This is a genomic window from Clostridioides sp. GD02404, assembly GCF_045898275.1.
In the GTDB taxonomy this organism is placed as follows: Bacteria; Bacillota; Clostridia; order Peptostreptococcales; family Peptostreptococcaceae; genus Clostridioides; species Clostridioides difficile_A.
Genome location: NZ_JBJOCA010000034.1, coordinates 1 through 18674, shown reverse-complemented (window position 1 = coordinate 18674; position 18674 = coordinate 1). Strand labels below are relative to the sequence as shown.

The following is an 18674-nucleotide window of genomic DNA, read 5'->3' as shown; positions in this document are numbered from 1 at the left end:
TATTTTAAGGCAGTATTTTTTGCTTAATAGTAAACTTGTATATGAGATAAGGTTGACTAATAAATACTACCTATGTAATACTATATATAATAAGTAAACTATATAAATAATATAGGTTGACGAATAGGAGGGTACATGGAAAAATACATAATTAAATTAAAAAATAAAGTTTTGGATGGAAAAGAAATAAATTATGAAGAAGCTCTTAATTTAATAAGCCTTGATACAAATAACAAAAATATTCTTGATATACTATTAAAATCTGCAAATGAAATAAGAGAAGCTTTTATGGGAAGAAGAGTGGATTTATGTACAATAATGAATGCTAAGTCTGGCAAATGTAGTGAAGACTGCAAATTTTGTGCACAATCATCCCATTATAAAACTGGGGTAGATGAATATTCATTGCTCGAGTACAATGAGATTTTAAGGAGAGCTAAAGAAATGGAAAGTAAAGGAGTACATAGATTCTCTTTAGTTACAAGTGGTAAAGGTATGACAGGAAAAGAGTTTAATGATATTTTAAATATCTATGAAGGATTAAGAGAAAATACTAATTTAAAATTATGTGCATCTCTAGGTATTATAGATTATGAGCAAGCTAAAAAGCTAAAATTAGTAGGTGTGACTACATATAATCATAATGTCGAGACATCTAAAGATAATTTTGATAATATATGTACAACACATACTTATCAAGACAGAATAAGAACAATTAAAGAAGCTAAAAGGGCTGGATTAGATGTATGTGTAGGTGGAATAATAGGGATGAATGAAAGTAAAGGACAAAGACTACAAATGGCTTTTGAAATACGAGAATTAAATGTCAAATCAATTCCGATAAATATTTTAAACCCTATTAAGAATACTCCCATGGAAGCTTATGATATATTAGAGCCTATGGAAATATTAAAAACAACAGCAGTATTTAGATTCATAATTCCCAATGTATACATAAGATATGCTGGAGGAAGGCTATCTTTAAAAGGGTATGACAAAATTGGATTTAATGGTGGTATAAATTCTGCAATTGTGGGTGATTATTTAACAACTGTCGGAAATGGAATTGAAAATGATAAAAAAATGATTATAGAACAAGGACTTGAACTTTAATAAAGATTACTTAAATTAATTAATGTACTTTTAAATAATTATAAAAGTATATTAATTTTTTTTTGTATATTAATATAAATATTAAATTTGAATTATAAATTGCAATATTATGAAAAATGAGAAAAATATCAAAATTTATATAAAATAGTTGCAAAGGAAAAAAGGATGTGCTAATATCTAGGTAACCGGTTAAGTAAAACGGTTTCCTAAATTGCGGGGGTGAACTTCTTGAGTATTACTATAAAAGAAATTGGCGAATTGGCTGGTGTTTCTAAAACAACTGTGTCAAAAGTCATTAATAATAAAGATGAAAATATAAGTCAAGCAACAAGAGAAAAAATTTTAAAAATAATGAAAGAAAAAAATTATGTACCAAACAAACTAGCGCAAAGCCTAGTAACTAAAAAAACTAACACTATAGGGCTTCTTATACCAGATATCCGAAATCCATTTTTTACAGATGTATCAAGAGGAGTGGAAGACAAGGCTAATGAAGAAGGTTACAACATAATTTTATGTAATACAGATGAAGATGCCAAAAAAGAATATGAAGGGATAAGAACATTATCAGAGAGAATGATAGATGGAATTATCTTTGCGGCTTCTTCAAATACAAATTGGAAAGAGGCAAATTATAAAGACATAAAAATACCAACTGTATTAATTGATAAGAAGATAAGTATGAACAAAGAAACTTTAAAAGGAATAGTTAAAATAAACAACTTTGAAGGTGGATATATAGCTACAAAACATTTATTAGATATTGGGAGTAAGAAAATAATATACCTAAGTGGTCCTCTTCAAAATGAAATAGCAGTAGATAGATTAGAGGGATACAAAAAAGCATTAATTGAGTGTAATTTAAGTTACAACCCTGATTATGTATTTGAAGGTAAGTATAAAATTGAATGGGGACAGGAATTTATAAAAAAACTGGAAAAAATAGATTTTGATTCAATATTTTGTGCAAATGATTTGATTGCAATAGGTGTTATAAGAGGGCTTAAAGAAAGAGGATTAAATATACCGAATGATGTAAATGTTGTAGGATTTGATGATATTCAGACAGCTAGCCTAATAAGTCCTTCTCTTACAACAGTGAGACAGCCATCTTATGACATAGGATACAAGGCTAGTGAGATACTGATAAATTGTTTAAGAGGAGATAAAAAAGAATCATTTGATGAGTTGATTTTTAAGCCAGAATTAGTTATAAGAGATTCAACGAAAGATAATAAATAGCAACATTCGAGACATAAATAGATATGTAAAGGAGTAATGTAATGGGAAACATAGTTGTCATAGGAAGTGTAAACATGGACATGGTATGTTCTGTAGATAAAAGACCAGAAAAAGGAGAAACAGTACTAGGTAATAGTTTTTTTACGTCACCTGGTGGAAAAGGTGCTAATCAAGCTGTTTCAGCATCTAAGCTAGGAGCAAATGTGAAAATGATATCATGTGTAGGTGAGGATAGCTTAGGAGAAGAGTTAATAAGAAATTTTAGAGATAATAAAGTTGATTATAGCTTAGTATCTAGAAATAAGCACAAAAGTTCTGGTGTTGCTGTCATAACACTATGTGAAAATGATAATAGTATTGTTGTTGTGCCAGGGACTAATGAATTAGTAGACATAGAATTAATTAAAAAGAATGAAGAAGAGATAAAGAATGCAGACATAGTATTACTACAATTAGAGATTCCATTAGAAACAATAAATTATGTGGTAAATTTCTGTTTTGAAAATAAGATAAAAGTTTTGGTAAATCCAGCACCTGCAATAAAATTAGATGAAGATATAATAGAAAAAGCAACTTACTTAACACCAAATGAACATGAATATAAAATAGTTTTTGATACAGAGGAAGAGATAGAGGAAGTATTAAAAAAATATCCTAATAAACTTGTAATAACAGAAGGAAAAAATGGAGCTAGATTTTATGATGGTAAGAAAATCAAGCATGTATCTTGCATAAGAGTTGATGTCCAAGACACTACAGGAGCAGGAGATACGTTTAATGGAGCATTGTCAGTGGCTATAACAGAAGGTAAAAATCTATATACAGCAGTGGAATATGCAGTAGTAGTATCAGGTCTTTCTGTAACAAAGTTGGGAGCTCAATCTGGTATGCCTTATAAAGAAGATGTTGAAAAATATTTAAATATTAATAAATAGAAATCCAATTTGTTCAAATTTAAAACTATTAAAAATGGAGGTTAATTATGAGAGTGAGAAAAATTTTATCTTTAGGAATTGCTGGAACACTAGCAATAGGAATGTTAACAGGATGTTCAATGGAAGGGCCAAGCAAGTCAGATAATAAAAGTGGCTCAGATAAGAAAGATTTAACTATAGGAGTATCTACAATAACTCTTCAACATCAATTTTTTATAGATATTGATGAGGGAATCAAAGAAAAAGCCAAAGAACTAGGCGTGAAAGTCATAGTAAATGACCCAGACCAAGATGTGGCAAAGCAAACATCAGCAATAGAAGATTTTATACAACAAAATGTGGATGGAATGATAGTACTTGGAACAGATAACTCAGCTATAGTACCAGCTGTAGAGGGAGCATTTGAAAAAATGCCAGTAGTGACAGTGGATGCTGTATTAAATACTGAAAATATTACAAGTTATGTAGGAACAGTTAGTTATGATGCTGGTAAAAAATTAGGGGAATACACTAAAAAGTACATAGATGAAAAATTAGGTGGGAAATCAGAAATAGCAATAGTAACAGATTTAAAATCTCAAATACAAATGCAAAGAATAGATGGATTTAAAGATGCATTAAAAGGCTCAGCAAATGTTAAGATATTAAACTCACAACCAGGATATGATAGAGAAGAATCTCTTAATACAGTTGAAAACTTAATTCAATCTAATCCAGATGTAGATATAATATATGCAACAGCTGAAAATAGTGTACTAGGAGCTAAAGCGGCACTTGAATCTGCAAAGAATAAAGATGTTAAGATTGTAGGATTTGACTTAACTGAAGAAGCAGCAAGTGGAATAACAGATGGAACTATTCTTGCTATGATTCAACAACAACCTAAGGAAATGGGACGTTTAGCTGTAGAAGCAGTAGTAAAAGCTATAAAAGGTGAAAAAGTAGAAAAAAATATACCAGTACCAGCTTTACTTTATGATAAAGAAAATATAAAAGACTTTAAGAATTAGTAAAATAAAATGAGATTATTTGAAAGAAATCCTATTTAAAAAGGAGTGTCATTATGAGTAATACAATTCTGAAGTTAAGTAATATTGCTAAAGAATTTCCTGGTGTCAGAGCATTAGATAATGTTAATTTTGAGTTACTTCATGGTGAAGTTCATGCACTACTGGGTGAAAATGGTGCTGGTAAATCAACTATGATAAAGATTTTAACTGGTGCACATCCAAAAACTTCTGGCAAATTTGTCTTTGAAGGTAAAGAAATAGAGAATATATCACCGGATGTTTCTAAGAAGATAGGTATAAATGCAATCTATCAAGAATTAACAGTATTTGATGAATTGACAGTAGCACAAAATATTTTTATGGGAAAAGAAATAAATGGCAAAGTCTTAACTAATGATAAAAAAATGAATGAAGAGGCTAAAAAGATTTTTGACAATATGGGGATAGATATAAATCCAAATGGTTTAGTTAAAGAGCTTAGTATAGCTCAAAAGCAAATGGTAGAAATAGCTAGAGTTTTATCATCAGAAACCAAAGTATTAATAATGGATGAGCCTACATCTTCAATAAGTAAAAAAGAAACTGAAATACTTTTTAGACTTATAAATGATTTAAAATGTAGTGGAGTTAGTATAATATATATCTCTCATAGAATGGAAGAGATTTTTGAAATTTGTGACAGAATAACTATAATGCGAGATGGGAAAACGATTTCGACTCTAAACACTAAAGAAGTATCATCTGAGGAAGAATTAGTTAACTTAATGATAGATAGAAAGCTAGACCAATTTTTTCCTAAAAGAGATGTAGAGATAAAAGAAGAAGTTATGAGAGTAGAAGATTTAACTAAGAACAACGTCTTCAATAACATAAGTTTTAACATAAGAAAAGGTGAAATATTTGGAATAGGTGGATTAGTTGGAAGTAAGAGAAGTGAAATAGTAGAAGCTATATTTGGGCTTAGAACATATGATTATGGGAAAATATACTTAAATAATAAAGAAATTAAATTTAAAACACCATCAGATGCAATTGAAAATGGATTAGGATTAATAACAGAAGATAGAAAAGGTACTGGATTGTTTTTGCAGATGAGTGTAAAAGAAAATACAACTATGGCTGGATTAAAGAAAATATCTAAGTTTAAATCAGTTATAGACAGAAAAAAAGAAAAAGAAGTACTAGAAAAATACATAGAAGCATTAAAGATAAAAACACCACATATGAATCAAGTTATACAGAGTTTAAGTGGTGGGAATCAACAAAAAGCTATAATAGCAAGATGGCTTTTATTACAGCCAGACATATTAATTATGGATGAACCAACTAGAGGTATAGATGTAAATGCTAAAGCAGAGATATACAATCTAATGGGAGATTTAGTAGAGAGTGGTGTAAGTATCATAATGATATCTTCCGAAATACCAGAATTAATATCAATGAGTGATAGGATAATGGTTATGAGAGAAGGTCATATAAGTGGATTTTTAGAAGGTGAAGAAATGGTTGAAAATAATGTATTAAAATTGGCTTTCGGAGGTAAAATTAATGAGTTCAATAACTAAGCATAGAGAAGATAATTCATCTCCATTATTAACAAAATTAACAAGTGCATTTAGAGACCAAGGGAGTGCAGCTATAGGACTTGTAATAATTTTTATAATAATGAGTGTGGCTTCATCTAATTTTTTAACTTTAGATAATTTAATTAACGTTGGAAGACAAATATCAATAAATGCAATACTTGCAGTAGGTATGACATTTGTAATAATTACTGGAGGAATAGATTTAAGTGTAGGAGCAGTAATTGCCCTAGTAGGTACGTTTTGGGCTACAACAGTAGTAAATTATAATGCACCTATATGGGTAGGTATGATACTTGCCTTGGCAATAGGAACAATATTAGGAGTTATAAAAGGTGCAATTATTTCAACACAAAAACTGCCACCATTCATTGTAACGTTAGCCATGTTGACAATAATAAGTGGAGCAAGCTTTGTATTTACAGGAGGAAGACCTATATCAGTAAATACAGATGCATTTAAGATGCTAGGTAGAGGATATGTTGGGCCGATACCAATACCAGTTATAATTATGATTATAGTTGTAATAGTTGGCCATTTTCTATTAAAAAGAACCAATTTTGGACGTCATGTACATGCAGTAGGTGGAAATGAAGAAGCTGCTAGATTATGTGGAGTAAAAGTAAATAAAGTAATAGTAAAAGTATATGCACTAGCTGGATTACTAACAGCATTGGCTGGAATAATATTATCATCACGTTTAGCATCAGGTTCACCAACTGTTGGAGATGGAGCAGAGTTGGATGCTATAGCAGCAGTTGTACTTGGTGGAACTAATATGATGGGTGGTTCTGGCTCTATAGTAGGTACATGTATAGGTGTTGGGATAATAGGAATATTAGGAAATGGTCTAAATCTATTGAGTGTATCTTCATATAATCAAATGATTATAAAAGGGTTGGTAATGCTATTTGCTATATGGATAAATAATATAAAATTAAAAAAATCAGCTAAAGCTAAATAATAGTTGTACTTTAAATGAAAAAATAAATCTTAGGAGGAAATATGAAAAAAATTCTCTTAGATACATTAAATAATAAAAAACAAGAATACATAGATTATTTAAAAGAACTTGTAAGTATAAAGACTGAAGATATTGGTCACGGAATACTAGGTGGATTTGAAAAAGAGGGACAAGAATATATTGAGAAACTTGCAAATAACATAGGTTTTAGTGTAGATAGACAAGACATGAGTGAAGAGCTAATTAAAAAAGCAAAAGACACCTATAAAGAAGGAAATCTAGGTCACAATTATAAAGATAGATATAATTTAATTTGTAAATACAGTGATAATTTACCTGGGAAGACAATCGTATTTAATGGTCATGTAGATACTATGCCACCAGGTGATATAAGTAAGTGGAGATACAATCCATATTGTGGTACAGAAGATGATGGTAAGATTTATGGTCTTGGAACTGCGGATATGAAGTCTGGACTTATAGCATCACTATTAGCTATAAAACTTATAAAAGATAGTGGTTTAAATGTACCTGGTAATGTAAAGGTAATGTCAGTAGTAGATGAAGAAGGTGGAGGAAATGGGACCATAAATGCAGTTATGAATGGAATTGATGGAGATTACTGTGTAATTTGTGAACCATCAGAACAGAATTTAATAATTGCACATATGGGATTTGTATTCTTTGAAGTCGAGGTTAAAGGTGTATCTCTTCACTGTGGTAGTAAGTGGGAGGGTGTAAACGCAATAGAGAAGGCTATGTTACTGCTTCAAGATATAAAAGAATTAGAACATAACTGGCTTATGATATATAAGCATCCACTATTACCTTCGCCTACAATAAATTTGGGTGTAATAAACGGTGGAACAGCAGGCTCTACTGTGCCAGATAAGTGTGTATTTAATTTGTGTGTGCACTTCTTACCAAATATAATGAGCTATGAACAAGTTGTAAATGATGTGACTGATGTTATAATGACAAGGTCTAATGGAGATTTGTGGCTTAAAGACAATAAGCCAAATATAAATATATATCAATCAGGATTAGGTTTTGAGATGGATAAAAATTCTGATTTTGTAGTGAATGCACATAAAATACTAGAAGATGTTTTAGAGAAAAAATTAGAAATAAAAGGTTCGACAGCTGGAAATGATGCAAGATTGATGAAAAACTTAGCTGAAATACCAACATTAATATTGGGACCAGGCTCAATAGAACAATGCCATTCAATAAATGAGTATGTTGAAATCAATGAGTATTTAGACAGTATACTTATGTATGCAAGTCTAATATTAAACTTATAAAAGTAGGAGGATTATATAAATGAAAAAAGTATTAATAGTAGGGGAATCTTGGGTAAAAAATATAACTCATATAAAAGGGTTTGATACATTTGTTACAACTCACTACGAAGAAGCTGTAAAGTGGTTAAAAGAAGCAATAGAATCTGGAGGATATGAGACAGTTCATATGCCTGCACATGTAGCAGCAGATAGTTTCCCATATACATTAGAAGAATTAGATGAGTATGATTGTATAATATTGTCTGATATAGGTTCTAACACTTTCTTACTATCTAATAGCACTTTTATAGATTGTAATAGTAATCCAGATAGACTTGAACTAATCAAAGAGTATGTAAATAATGGTGGAGCATTGATTATGGTAGGTGGATACATGTCATTTACAGGTATAGATGCAAAAGCTAGATTTGGAGAAACTGCTATAAAAGATGTATTACCAATAACTATGATAGATAAAGATGATAGAGTAGAAAAACCAGCAGGAATAATTCCAGTAGTTGTCGATTCTGAGCATCCAGTATTGAAAGATATTCCAAAAGACTGGCCGAAGTTTTTAGGATATAACAAGACAGTTACCAGAGATAATTGTCCTGTATTAGCAACAATTGGAGGAGACCCATTTGTAGCAGTTGGGAAGTTTGGAAAAGGAAAATCTGCTATATTTAGTTCTGACTGTGCACCTCATTGGGGACCAAAAGAATTTACTGATTGGAAGTACTATAATAAATTATGGGTTAACATGCTAGACTGGTTAACATGTTAAAAATTTTATAAAATTTGAAAACCTCTTACTTGATAAAGTGAAGCTTACAAGTCAAGAGGTTTTATTGTATAGAATGATTATAAAGTAGAATATATTTTAAAATTAGCTATTTTAATTAGTTAAGTATAAAGTATCTGATTTAAGGAGGGTTATACAATTAATATGGAAGATTTAAATAAAAAATTTTTAATGCAATATATAGATGAGATACAAGAAGAGTTAAGGGATATATCAGATAAGATATGGGAAAATCCAGAACTTCAATATAAAGAATATTATGCTTCAAACTTACAAAAAGAATATTTAAGAAAGTATGATTTTAATATAGATGAATTAGAAGATATGGATACAGGATTTGTAGCTAGTTATGGAGAAGGTAAACCAGTTATAGCAGTTTTAGGAGAATATGATGCTTTGGATGGTTTATCTCAAAAAATATCCATTACAAAAGAACCTATTTTAGAGAGTGGTGCAGGTCATGGATGTGGACATAACTTACTTGGTACAGGTTCAATGGGGGCTGTAGTTGCGATAAAGGAGCTAATCAAACTAAAAAAGATTAAAGGAACTATAAAGTACTATGGGTGTCCCGCAGAGGAAGATTTGTCAGGAAAGGTATTAATGATAAAAAAAGGTTTTTTTGATGGGATAGATTGTGCATTTAGTTGGCATCCATTTGATATAAATACTCCAATAAGGATTCCAACCCTTGCTAATTATTCTGTAAAATTTAGATATAATGGAATTAGTGCTCATGCGGCACAAGCTCCTTATAATGGAAGAAGTGCACTTGATGCAGTAGAACTTATGAACATAGGTTGTAACTATTTAAGAGAGCATATATTTGACAGTTGTAGAGTACATTATGTAACTACTAATGGTGGAAAAATGCCAAACATAGTTCCAGATTTCGCAGAAGTATGGTATTACATAAGAGGTGTGAAAATGGAACATGTAAGAGATGTATTTGATAGAGTGGTTGATATAGCAAAAGGAGCAGCACTGATGACAGGTACTAGTATGGAATATAATATTATAAGTGGAGTATATGACTATATTCCAAATACAATATTAACAGATATTCTATCACAAAATATGAAATTGATAGGAACTCAAAATTATGATGAAAATGACTACTATTTTGCAGAAGAATTAGCTAAAACAGTTTCTATAGATAAAAGAATTAGTGTTTCTAGTGTATTAAGTGGAAATAAAGATATTACTAGAATGGCTTTACATGATGAAGTTACAGATGATACTTTTACTCATAATAACTGTATATCATTATCATTAGATATTGGAGATGTTAGTTATATAACTCCTATAGCACAATGCTCTTGTTCAGTTTGGCCTGTTGGTATTTCTGCTCATACATGGCAATCTTGTGCTAGTGCAGGTTCTAATATGGGATTTAAAGCGATGTTATTAGCATCTAAAGCTATAGCATGTTCAATAAGTGATGTAATGCTTGATGAATCTATTGTAGGTAAAGCAAAAAAGGAATTAAAGGATACTATAGGCAATTTCGAATATATTCCAATTATCTAAAAATCAAGTTAATGTAAGTAAGATTATGTGCATGAATTAGTATAAGTATATAATTTAATATTATTTTTAACTTAACCTTCTAATTATTTTCAATCTAAGATACAATGATTAGAAGGTATTTTTAAAGTTTCTTAGAATACTGTAAATTATATAATCTTGATAAAAAGTGTTATACTATATATAATTTATATAAAAAGTAGTACAAAAAGGAGTATTTATGTTTGGATATGTTAAAATAAACAAAATGGATTTAACATTTAGAGAATATGACCATTATAAAGCTTATTACTGTGGTCTATGTAAATATTTAAAAAGAAATCATGGCGAAATCTCTAGATTTTCTCTGAATTACGATATAACATTTTTAATTATTTTATTAACTTCAGTATATAAGCCAGAATCTATAAATACAGAGGAAGCATGTATAGTTAATCCATTTAAAAAGAAAAAGGTAATCACAAATGATATTACAGAATATGCAGCAAGTATGAATATTCTTTTAACATATTATAAATTGGAAGATAATTTAATGGATGATAAACGCATAAAAGATAAATTAGCATATTATATATATAAAAACAAATTAAACTTAGCATATGAAAAGTATCCCGAAAAAGCAGAGTATATAAAACAACAGCTAAATGAATTAAATAAGTTAGAAAAGGAAAACAATATAAATATAGATGAAGTATCTAATACATTTGGAAATATAATGGGTGAAGTGTTTGCCTACAAAAAAGATGAAAATGAGAGAAACTTAAGAATGATAGGTTTTAATATAGGTAAGTATATATATCTACTAGATGCATATGAAGATTTAGATGAAGATTTTAAGAAAGGAAGATACAATCCTTTTATAGAATACGTAGATAAAAACGATGAGTTAAAACAAAAGGTAAAAAAAATAATTGTAACATCATTGGGATTTTTAGCTAGAGGAATTGATAATTTAAATCTAAATACAAATGTCGGGATAATAGAAAATATAATTTATTCTGGTGTTTATTTAAGATATATGAATATATTAGAAAGCAGAGGTGGAAAGAATGTACAGTAATACTTATAATAATGAAAATTTTATGAGAGCAAGAGCTTTTATAGAAAATAGTGAATTTAGAAAAGCATATGATTTTTTAAAGTCGTTGAGTGACAAGTGTGCAGAATGGTATTATCTAACTGGTTTTTCTGCAATGAACATAGGATATTATGAAGAAGGAGAAGACTTCTTAAAAAGAGCAAAATTTATGGAGCCAGAAAATCATGAATATAGTGAGGCACTTAGAAGTTATACAGAATATAGAAATGAATATAACAATAGAGCTGATAACTATAATAGAAGAAGACGTAATGATTTAGGTGGATGTTGCTGTTGTTGTGATGATTGTTGCTGTTGTCTAGGTGATGATTGTTGTGAAAACTGTGCTAAACTTTGGTGTCTAGATTCATGTTGTGAATGCTTTGGAGGAGATTTAATAACTTGTTGTTAGGATGATAAATATGAGTATAAAAGTTGCTTATGGAGGAGTTTTATTAGCATTAAATGTGATATTGTTGACTCTTACAAATATTATTCCTGTAAATACATTGTTCATTATGGGAGTAGCATCACTTTTAGTATCAATTGTAATAATGGAATGGGGATTTAAGAGTGGAATTGCTTTTTATATAGGTTCTATAGCTTTGGGATTTATAGTGATGGTAAGTAAGTCTCAATGGATTGTGTATTCACTTACATTTGGAATATATGGTATTGCAAAATATCTTATAGAAAAAGATAGGGCAATATATATTGAATATTTCATGAAGTTAGTATTTGCAAATATAATGATACTTATATTGTATTTTTTATTAAGAACAATAGTTTATATCCCAATAAATATTTTTATTATAGGTTCATTTGAAGTAGCCTTTATAGTATATGACTATGTTTATAGCTCTTTTATAAGTTATTACAATAATAAGCTAAGAAAGATGCTATTTAAAAATAAGAGTTGATTTTTATATTTAATTTTAATGGAATTGTAATTTAAATAAATATAAATAATGTATCTGAGTATGTATTTATATTTAAAAATAAATTTAATATATACTTGGTATTAATATATAAAAAGCTTTGATTTTTAGTCAAAGCTTTTTATATATTAGATAGAATGGTTTATTTTAAAAGATATAATATAAATTAAATATCTACTATATTTACATCTGTAGATAAAGAGTAAATAATATCTTTTCTTTCTACTATTATTTCAACATTTTTAGAAATTTCATTATCAAGTGATATTTGAGCTAAAAGTTCCTTTGTTGGATTTATTGCAATTGGATTTCCAACTCTTTTTAACATATTTATATCACCATTAGTATCACCATAAGCATATGAGTTTGATAAGTCTAAATCATACTTTACAACAAAATCGTTTATAGCATTATTCTTACTTATAGAATCCCACATTGGAATAACTGTTCCTGTAAATATATCATTTTCAAATACATAGTCACTTCCTAGAAAATCAGTTACATTATATTTTTTTGCCATTTTTTCAACCAGAAATCCAGGGCTACCAGATATGAATATGACTATATGACCTTGATTTAGATGCCAATCGATTCTTGAACGTGTGTATTTATAAACTCTATCTGCTTTTAATTTAATTACTTGGTCACTTGTAAAATTAATACAAGTTTTATCTAATCCTTTTAATGAATCGACATAAAGGTCACATATTTCCAATAGATAATCATCATAATTACCTTGTCTTTTATCCCAATCCATAAAAGTGTCTCTAGCATGTTTATACCAATTTTTTTGGTCAATTATATCGTATTTAATTAATTTCTTAAAATGTTCAACCATAAGAGAGTCTCTATAAAGAGTACCATCTATATCAAAAAAAGCTGCTATATTTTTCATAAGACCACCTCAATTAATCATTTCCTTATATTATATTATAAATTGTATCTAAGTTGTTAAAATATATGTATAATAATTTATATATTAAAAAACAAATATTTTAAAGTCTAAAGGGTGTGATTATATGAATTTTAGTTTTGCAAAGGTTACGAATTCTAGACTTATGGGTAGTTTAGGTCTTATAATAAATTGGATAGATGATAAAAATAATCACTTCTGTCAATATTTTCTATTAGATGCAGAGGGATTAGGTTTAGCAGATTATGTAAGTTTAAAAAATCCAACACAAGAAGAAGCTTACATGGAAGAAGAAAGATTAATGGGCGGATTTGGTTCAGATAGAGTTGAATTAACAAAGGATGAATCCTTGTTTTTAGTCTCTCATTTTGGGAATAAAAATCTTTACTATGACAAGTTATTGCCAGGAGATAAAGTTGAGTACATTGATATTATAAAAAATTATAAAACAAATTTAACTATAGAAAAATTATATAACAAAATATGTAAAAGAGTTGATGAAGAAGTTGAATTTATAAACTACATGACTATGCGATTTATAGCATGGGATAGGGAAAGTTTAAAATATTTTTCTGGTAGTGATGAGATTGCAAATATGCATATTACAAATATAAATGGCACATTGCTCAAAAATGTGGTAAGTGATAAAGGTCAAGGTAGGTATATAAGTGAAGCCTTATATGAAGACAATGATGGATATTATATCTGTAAAATTGCTTTTTGTATAAGTAAATGTAATGAAACTGGTTTTAAGATTAATTCTTTATTGGTAACAGATAAAGAAGCAATGTATGATTTTGAGGTATTTGATGAGATTTCTAAGAATGAATTTGTAAGTGTTTATAGTGTAAACTCATCTGAAGAATTTGCTAAAGTATTTTATAGAGATAATCCATTTTTATTAAAAAGTTATATGAATGAAGGTGTATTTTTTACTAGATTTAATTTTAATAATGACCATGTTAAAGAAAATGTGTATATAATAAATAATGATATGAAAGCTATATATTACTTAATGGGAAATAAACTTTTTATTGGCACTTATAATGAAAATGATTGCAATTATATTAATGAGATAAGTCAAGCTAACTATAGTAAATATATAAAGTTTGAAGAGAATTTTTTCTTTGAACAAAATGCGTTATATGATTTTGCAGAATCAGGTTCAATAGATTTTGATGATTTTTTGGAATAATATTTTTGGGCATTATTTAAGCGAGATTAACTGAATTTAATCTCGCTTAAATTAATTTCTATAATATTGGGGGAATATTATGAGGAATACATTTATTATTATGGCCAATTATTGATGTCTTATACAATTTACTTAAAATTACTTAAAAAATATTTTACATTTCTTCCTCATCAAATTCCTCAATATTAGTATTTTGTGGTATTCCTTGCATAGTCATATTACTAGAACCATAAGGAGTAGGAAATATACTAGGAGGCATAGTACTAGGCATAACTACAGGCATACCTTGCATTGTATTATGACATATGACACCTGGTATCATCATAAGTACATTAGGAGGCATATTTTGATTACATGAGAAGTTAGGAATACCCATATTATTGTTCATATTCCATCCCATGTTATTATTCATATTGCCAGACATATTGTTAGGCATACCCATGTTATTATTCATATTGCCAGACATATTGTTAGGCATACCCATGTTATTATTCATATTACCAGACATATTGTTAGGCATACCCATGTTATTATTATTCATATTGCCAGACATATTGTTAGGCATACCCATGTTATTATTATTCATATTGCCAGACATATTGTTAGGCATACCCATGTTATTATTCATATTACCAGACATATTGTTAGGCATACCCATGTTATTATTCATATTGCCAGACATATTGTTAGGCATACCCATATTATTAGATGCATTATAGTTCATGTTATTAGGCATATTATTTGAAGCAGATGTGTTGTAATTCATATTTCCGGATGTATTATTTGTGTTAGGCAAGTTGTTTGGAGAATTACTACTTTTAGGATAATTATTTGCGCTGTTAGGATAAATATTATTTACATTCTGATTATTAGGTATCTTTGTATAACCATTAGAAATTTGTGGGTCATTTCTCAATTCATCTTGGGGAATTTCTTCATTAGTAATATAATCTGCATAGTTAGCTGGGTCTAAGTAAGGCATGTAACTATTGTCTAAATCCTTTTTTTTCTTGTTACTCATATTAAACTTGCACCTCCTAGAAAACTATAAAAAAGTTTACAAAAACTTATTCTAATAATATATATATTAAAAAAGGTGATAATATGTGCATTCTAATTGTTATTAAATAAATAAAAATTATTGTTGCAAATTTAGAAGTGATGGAATATAATGAACATATGAACAGTTATTCATATATTAAAATAATGGAGGATTAAAAATGAGAGAAGAGATAAATGATTGTAATTGTAATGTAATACATGAAGAAATAGTAACAGAAGCTAAATCGACTATGCCAGATGAAGAAATGTTATATGATTTAGCAGAGTTATTTAAAGTATTTGGAGATACTACTAGAGTAAAGATATTATATGCATTATTTGCAAATGAAATGTGTGTATGTGATATAGCAAGTTTATTAAATATGACTCACTCTGCAATATCTCATCAACTTAGAGTATTAAAGCAGGCAAGATTAGTAAAGTTTAGAAGAGAAGGAAAGACAGTGTATTACTCATTAGATGATAGTCATATAAGCCAAATATTTGATTGTGGATTAAACCATATTAGAGAGACTTATAAATGATAACAGAGAGGAGTGAATGTATATGGAAGCAAATAATATAATTAAAAAAGAATTTATATTGGGAGGATTAAATTGTGCACATTGTGCAGAAGAGATTAACAATAAAGTTTCTAAGTTACAAGAAGTTAAGTCTTCCAATTTGAATTTTATAAATAAAAAGCTTACAGTAAATATAGAAAATAGTTTCAATGAAGATAATACTATAGAAAAGATAATAGATATAATAGATTCAACAGAACCAGGTCTTGATATACAAATAAGTTCTAAAGAAAATACATCTAATAGGACATCAATTAAAAAAGAACTTATATTAGGAGGATTAAACTGTGCACATTGTGCAGAAGAGATTAACAATAAAGTTTCTAAATTAAAAGAAGTTGAATCTTCTAATTTAAACTTTGTAAATAAAAAACTTACAGTAAATATACTTAATGACTTTGAAGAAGATAGTGTTATAAACAAAATAAAAGAAATAATAGATTCAACAGAACCAGGACTTGATATACAAGTGGAGTCTAAGGACAAAACAGGGCCTAGAACTTCTGAGAAAGCAATGAGTGCAAATGATACAAATAAGAAAGAATTAATTCCACTTATAATTGGAGCTCTCGTATATATATTTGGTATATATCAAACAGCTACAGGTTATGAAAGTCAATTTAGTAATATAGTATTTATAGTTGCTTATGTAATAGTAGGTGGCGATGTACTTTTAAGAGCAATAAGAAACATATCAAAAGGAAGAGTATTTGATGAAAACTTCTTGATGGCTCTGGCTACAGTAGGAGCATTATTAATAGGAGAATTATCAGAAGCAGTAGGGGTTATGCTATTTTATAAAATAGGAGAATATTTACAAGGTGTTGCAGTTGGTAAGTCTAGAAAGTCTATAACTTCACTTATGCAAATAAGACCAGATTATGCAAATCTGAAAGTTAATTCTGAAGTTAAGGTAGTTTCACCAGAAGAAGTAAATGTGGGAGATATAATAGTAGTAAAACCTGGTGAGAAAGTACCACTAGATGGGGTAGTAGTGGATGGAGTTTCTATGCTAGATACTTCTGCACTTACAGGTGAATCAGTACTGAGAGAAGTTGAAAAAGGTGATGAAATTTTATCTGGAGTTATAAATAAGAATGCTTTATTGAGTATTGAAGTTACAAAGAGTTTTGGAGAGTCAACAGTTTCAAAAATACTTGACCTTGTTGAAAATTCTAGTATTAAAAAATCAAAAACAGAAAACTTCATATCTAAATTTTCAAGATATTATACTCCAGTAGTAGTAATAGCTGCTTTATTGATAGCATTTGTGCCACCACTTGTAATCTCAGGTGAGGTATTTAGTGATTGGGTGTATAGAGGGTTGATATTCTTAGTTGTTTCTTGCCCTTGTGCACTAGTTTTATCAATACCACTTAGTTTCTTTAGTGGAATTGGATTTGCATCTAAAAATGGTATCCTTATTAAGGGAAGTAACTATTTAGAAGCTTTAAGAAGTGTAGATACTGTAGTATTTGATAAAACAGGAACACTTACTAAAGGTGTGTTTAATGTAACTAAATTAAATCCTGAAGGTATATCAGAAGAAGAGTTACTAGAATTTGCAGCTATTGCAGAAGTAAACTCAAATCATCCAATAGCTAAATCTATATTAAGTTACTACAGTAAAAAAATTGATTTAGATACAATAGATAGCTATGAGGAAATAGCAGCTTATGGAATCAGAGTAAAGCATAATGGAAAACTTATATTAGCAGGCAATGAGAAACTTATGAAGAAGGAGAATATATCCTATTCACCAGCTAAAGAAGTGGGTACAGTAGTCTATATTGCTGTTGATAAAGTATACAGAGGTTATATAGTTATATCAGATGAAGTAAAAGAAGATAGTAAAAATGCTATAAGAAGTTTAAAATCAATAGGAATAAAAGAAGTTGTAATGTTAACTGGAGATAATGAGAAAGTAGCAAAAAATATTGCTAAAGAATTAGAATTAGATACAGTTTATTCAAATTTACTTCCTAATGAAAAAGTTGATAGATTAGAATCTTTATATGAAGGAAGAACTGAAAAAGAAAAAATAGCCTTTGTAGGTGATGGAATAAATGATGCTCCAGTACTAGCTCGTGCTGATGTTGGTATAGCAATGGGAGGTCTAGGTTCAGATGCAGCCATTGAAGCAGCAGATGTAGTTCTTATGACGGATGAGCCTAGTAAAATATCTAAAGCAATTGAGATAGCAAATAAGACTAATAAAATAGTATGGCAAAATATAATATTTGCTTTAGGAGTAAAAATTATAGTTATGATATTAGGAGCTGGAGGAATAGCTACTATGTGGGAAGCTATATTTGCTGATGTAGGGGTAGCACTTATAGCAGTAATAAATGCTATGAGGGCTATGAGATAAAGTATAAATATAAACATATACTATTTAAATATATACTATTATAGAAAAACATATAGTAATACAGTAATGAAATATATAATTATAAAGAGAAGTAT

Annotated in this window: 17 protein-coding genes; 15 read left to right on the top strand and 2 right to left on the bottom strand. The window is 28.8% G+C overall.

Features of this window, described 5'->3' with window-relative positions; translation table 11 throughout:
• The first annotated feature begins 135 nt into the window (after positions 1-135).
• The 12 genes from bioB to Q3287_RS16695 all read left to right on the top strand — a co-directional run bounded on the left by bioB (position 136) and on the right by Q3287_RS16695 (position 12457).
• Complete coding sequence (gene bioB, locus Q3287_RS16750; protein WP_407964469.1) at positions 136-1113, top strand: biotin synthase BioB; 978 nt, start codon at positions 136-138, stop codon at positions 1111-1113.
• A 219-nt stretch (positions 1114-1332) separates the two neighbouring features.
• On the top strand, positions 1333-2355 hold the full coding sequence (locus tag Q3287_RS16745) for a LacI family DNA-binding transcriptional regulator (RefSeq protein ID WP_236730030.1): 1023 nt from the start codon (positions 1333-1335) through the stop codon (positions 2353-2355).
• Positions 2356-2396: 41 nt separating this feature from the next.
• Positions 2397-3290, top strand: coding sequence for a ribokinase (rbsK, locus tag Q3287_RS16740; protein ID WP_054275691.1), 894 nt, complete (start codon positions 2397-2399; stop codon positions 3288-3290).
• A 47-nt stretch (positions 3291-3337) separates the two neighbouring features.
• Complete coding sequence (locus tag Q3287_RS16735; RefSeq protein ID WP_054268902.1) at positions 3338-4300, top strand: substrate-binding domain-containing protein; 963 nt, start codon at positions 3338-3340, stop codon at positions 4298-4300.
• Positions 4301-4353: 53 nt separating this feature from the next.
• Entirely contained in the window at positions 4354-5865 is a 1512-nt protein-coding gene (locus tag Q3287_RS16730; RefSeq protein ID WP_407964468.1) for a sugar ABC transporter ATP-binding protein, read from the top strand.
• Positions 5849-6847, top strand: a complete 999-nt coding sequence (locus Q3287_RS16725; RefSeq protein ID WP_054275693.1) for an ABC transporter permease — start codon at positions 5849-5851, stop codon at positions 6845-6847. The genes Q3287_RS16730 and Q3287_RS16725 overlap by 17 nt, the downstream gene beginning before the upstream one ends.
• 41 nt (positions 6848-6888) lie before the next feature.
• The gene (locus tag Q3287_RS16720) at positions 6889-8151 is read left to right on the top strand and encodes a M20 family metallopeptidase (RefSeq protein ID WP_054275694.1); all 1263 of its coding nucleotides are present in this window, start codon (positions 6889-6891) and stop codon (positions 8149-8151) included.
• Positions 8152-8170: 19 nt separating this feature from the next.
• Entirely contained in the window at positions 8171-8914 is a 744-nt protein-coding gene (locus Q3287_RS16715; protein WP_407964467.1) for a glutamine amidotransferase, read from the top strand.
• Between the two features lie 162 nt (positions 8915-9076).
• Positions 9077-10462, top strand: a complete 1386-nt coding sequence (locus tag Q3287_RS16710; RefSeq protein ID WP_407964466.1) for a M20 family metallopeptidase — start codon at positions 9077-9079, stop codon at positions 10460-10462.
• A 217-nt stretch (positions 10463-10679) separates the two neighbouring features.
• Positions 10680-11519 carry a DUF5685 family protein gene (locus Q3287_RS16705; RefSeq protein ID WP_054268908.1) on the top strand — a complete coding sequence of 280 codons (840 nt, stop codon included), beginning with the start codon at positions 10680-10682 and terminating at the stop codon, positions 11517-11519.
• A complete protein-coding gene (locus tag Q3287_RS16700; RefSeq protein ID WP_074179321.1) occupies positions 11509-11949 on the top strand; it encodes a hypothetical protein in 441 nt (146 codons plus the stop codon). The genes Q3287_RS16705 and Q3287_RS16700 overlap by 11 nt, the downstream gene beginning before the upstream one ends.
• A gap of 10 nt (positions 11950-11959) precedes the next feature.
• Positions 11960-12457: a hypothetical protein gene (locus tag Q3287_RS16695; protein WP_054275703.1), complete on the top strand. Its 498-nt coding sequence runs from the start codon at positions 11960-11962 to the stop codon at positions 12455-12457.
• Positions 12458-12641: 184 nt separating this feature from the next.
• Here the strand turns inward: Q3287_RS16695 and Q3287_RS16690 are convergent, their stop codons facing one another.
• Positions 12642-13370 carry an HAD family phosphatase gene (locus tag Q3287_RS16690; protein WP_054268909.1) on the bottom strand — a complete coding sequence of 243 codons (729 nt, stop codon included), beginning with the start codon at positions 13368-13370 and terminating at the stop codon, positions 12642-12644.
• 124 nt (positions 13371-13494) lie between these two features.
• Here Q3287_RS16690 and Q3287_RS16685 point away from each other — a divergent pair, with 124 nt between their 5' ends.
• Complete coding sequence (locus Q3287_RS16685) at positions 13495-14583, top strand: hypothetical protein (RefSeq protein ID WP_407964465.1); 1089 nt, start codon at positions 13495-13497, stop codon at positions 14581-14583.
• 154 nt (positions 14584-14737) lie between these two features.
• On the opposite strand, the gene Q3287_RS16680 is transcribed toward Q3287_RS16685, so the two are convergent.
• Positions 14738-15604, bottom strand: coding sequence for a hypothetical protein (locus tag Q3287_RS16680; RefSeq protein WP_407964464.1), 867 nt, complete (start codon positions 15602-15604; stop codon positions 14738-14740).
• Positions 15605-15803: 199 nt separating this feature from the next.
• On the opposite strand from Q3287_RS16680, the gene Q3287_RS16675 reads away from it, so the two are divergent.
• A complete protein-coding gene (locus Q3287_RS16675) occupies positions 15804-16169 on the top strand; it encodes a helix-turn-helix transcriptional regulator (RefSeq protein WP_054268993.1) in 366 nt (121 codons plus the stop codon).
• Between the two features lie 22 nt (positions 16170-16191).
• Positions 16192-18579 (top strand): heavy metal translocating P-type ATPase, encoded by a 2388-nt coding sequence (locus Q3287_RS16670; protein ID WP_407964463.1) that lies wholly within the window; start codon positions 16192-16194, stop codon positions 18577-18579.
• Positions 18580-18674: the final 95 nt, after the last annotated feature.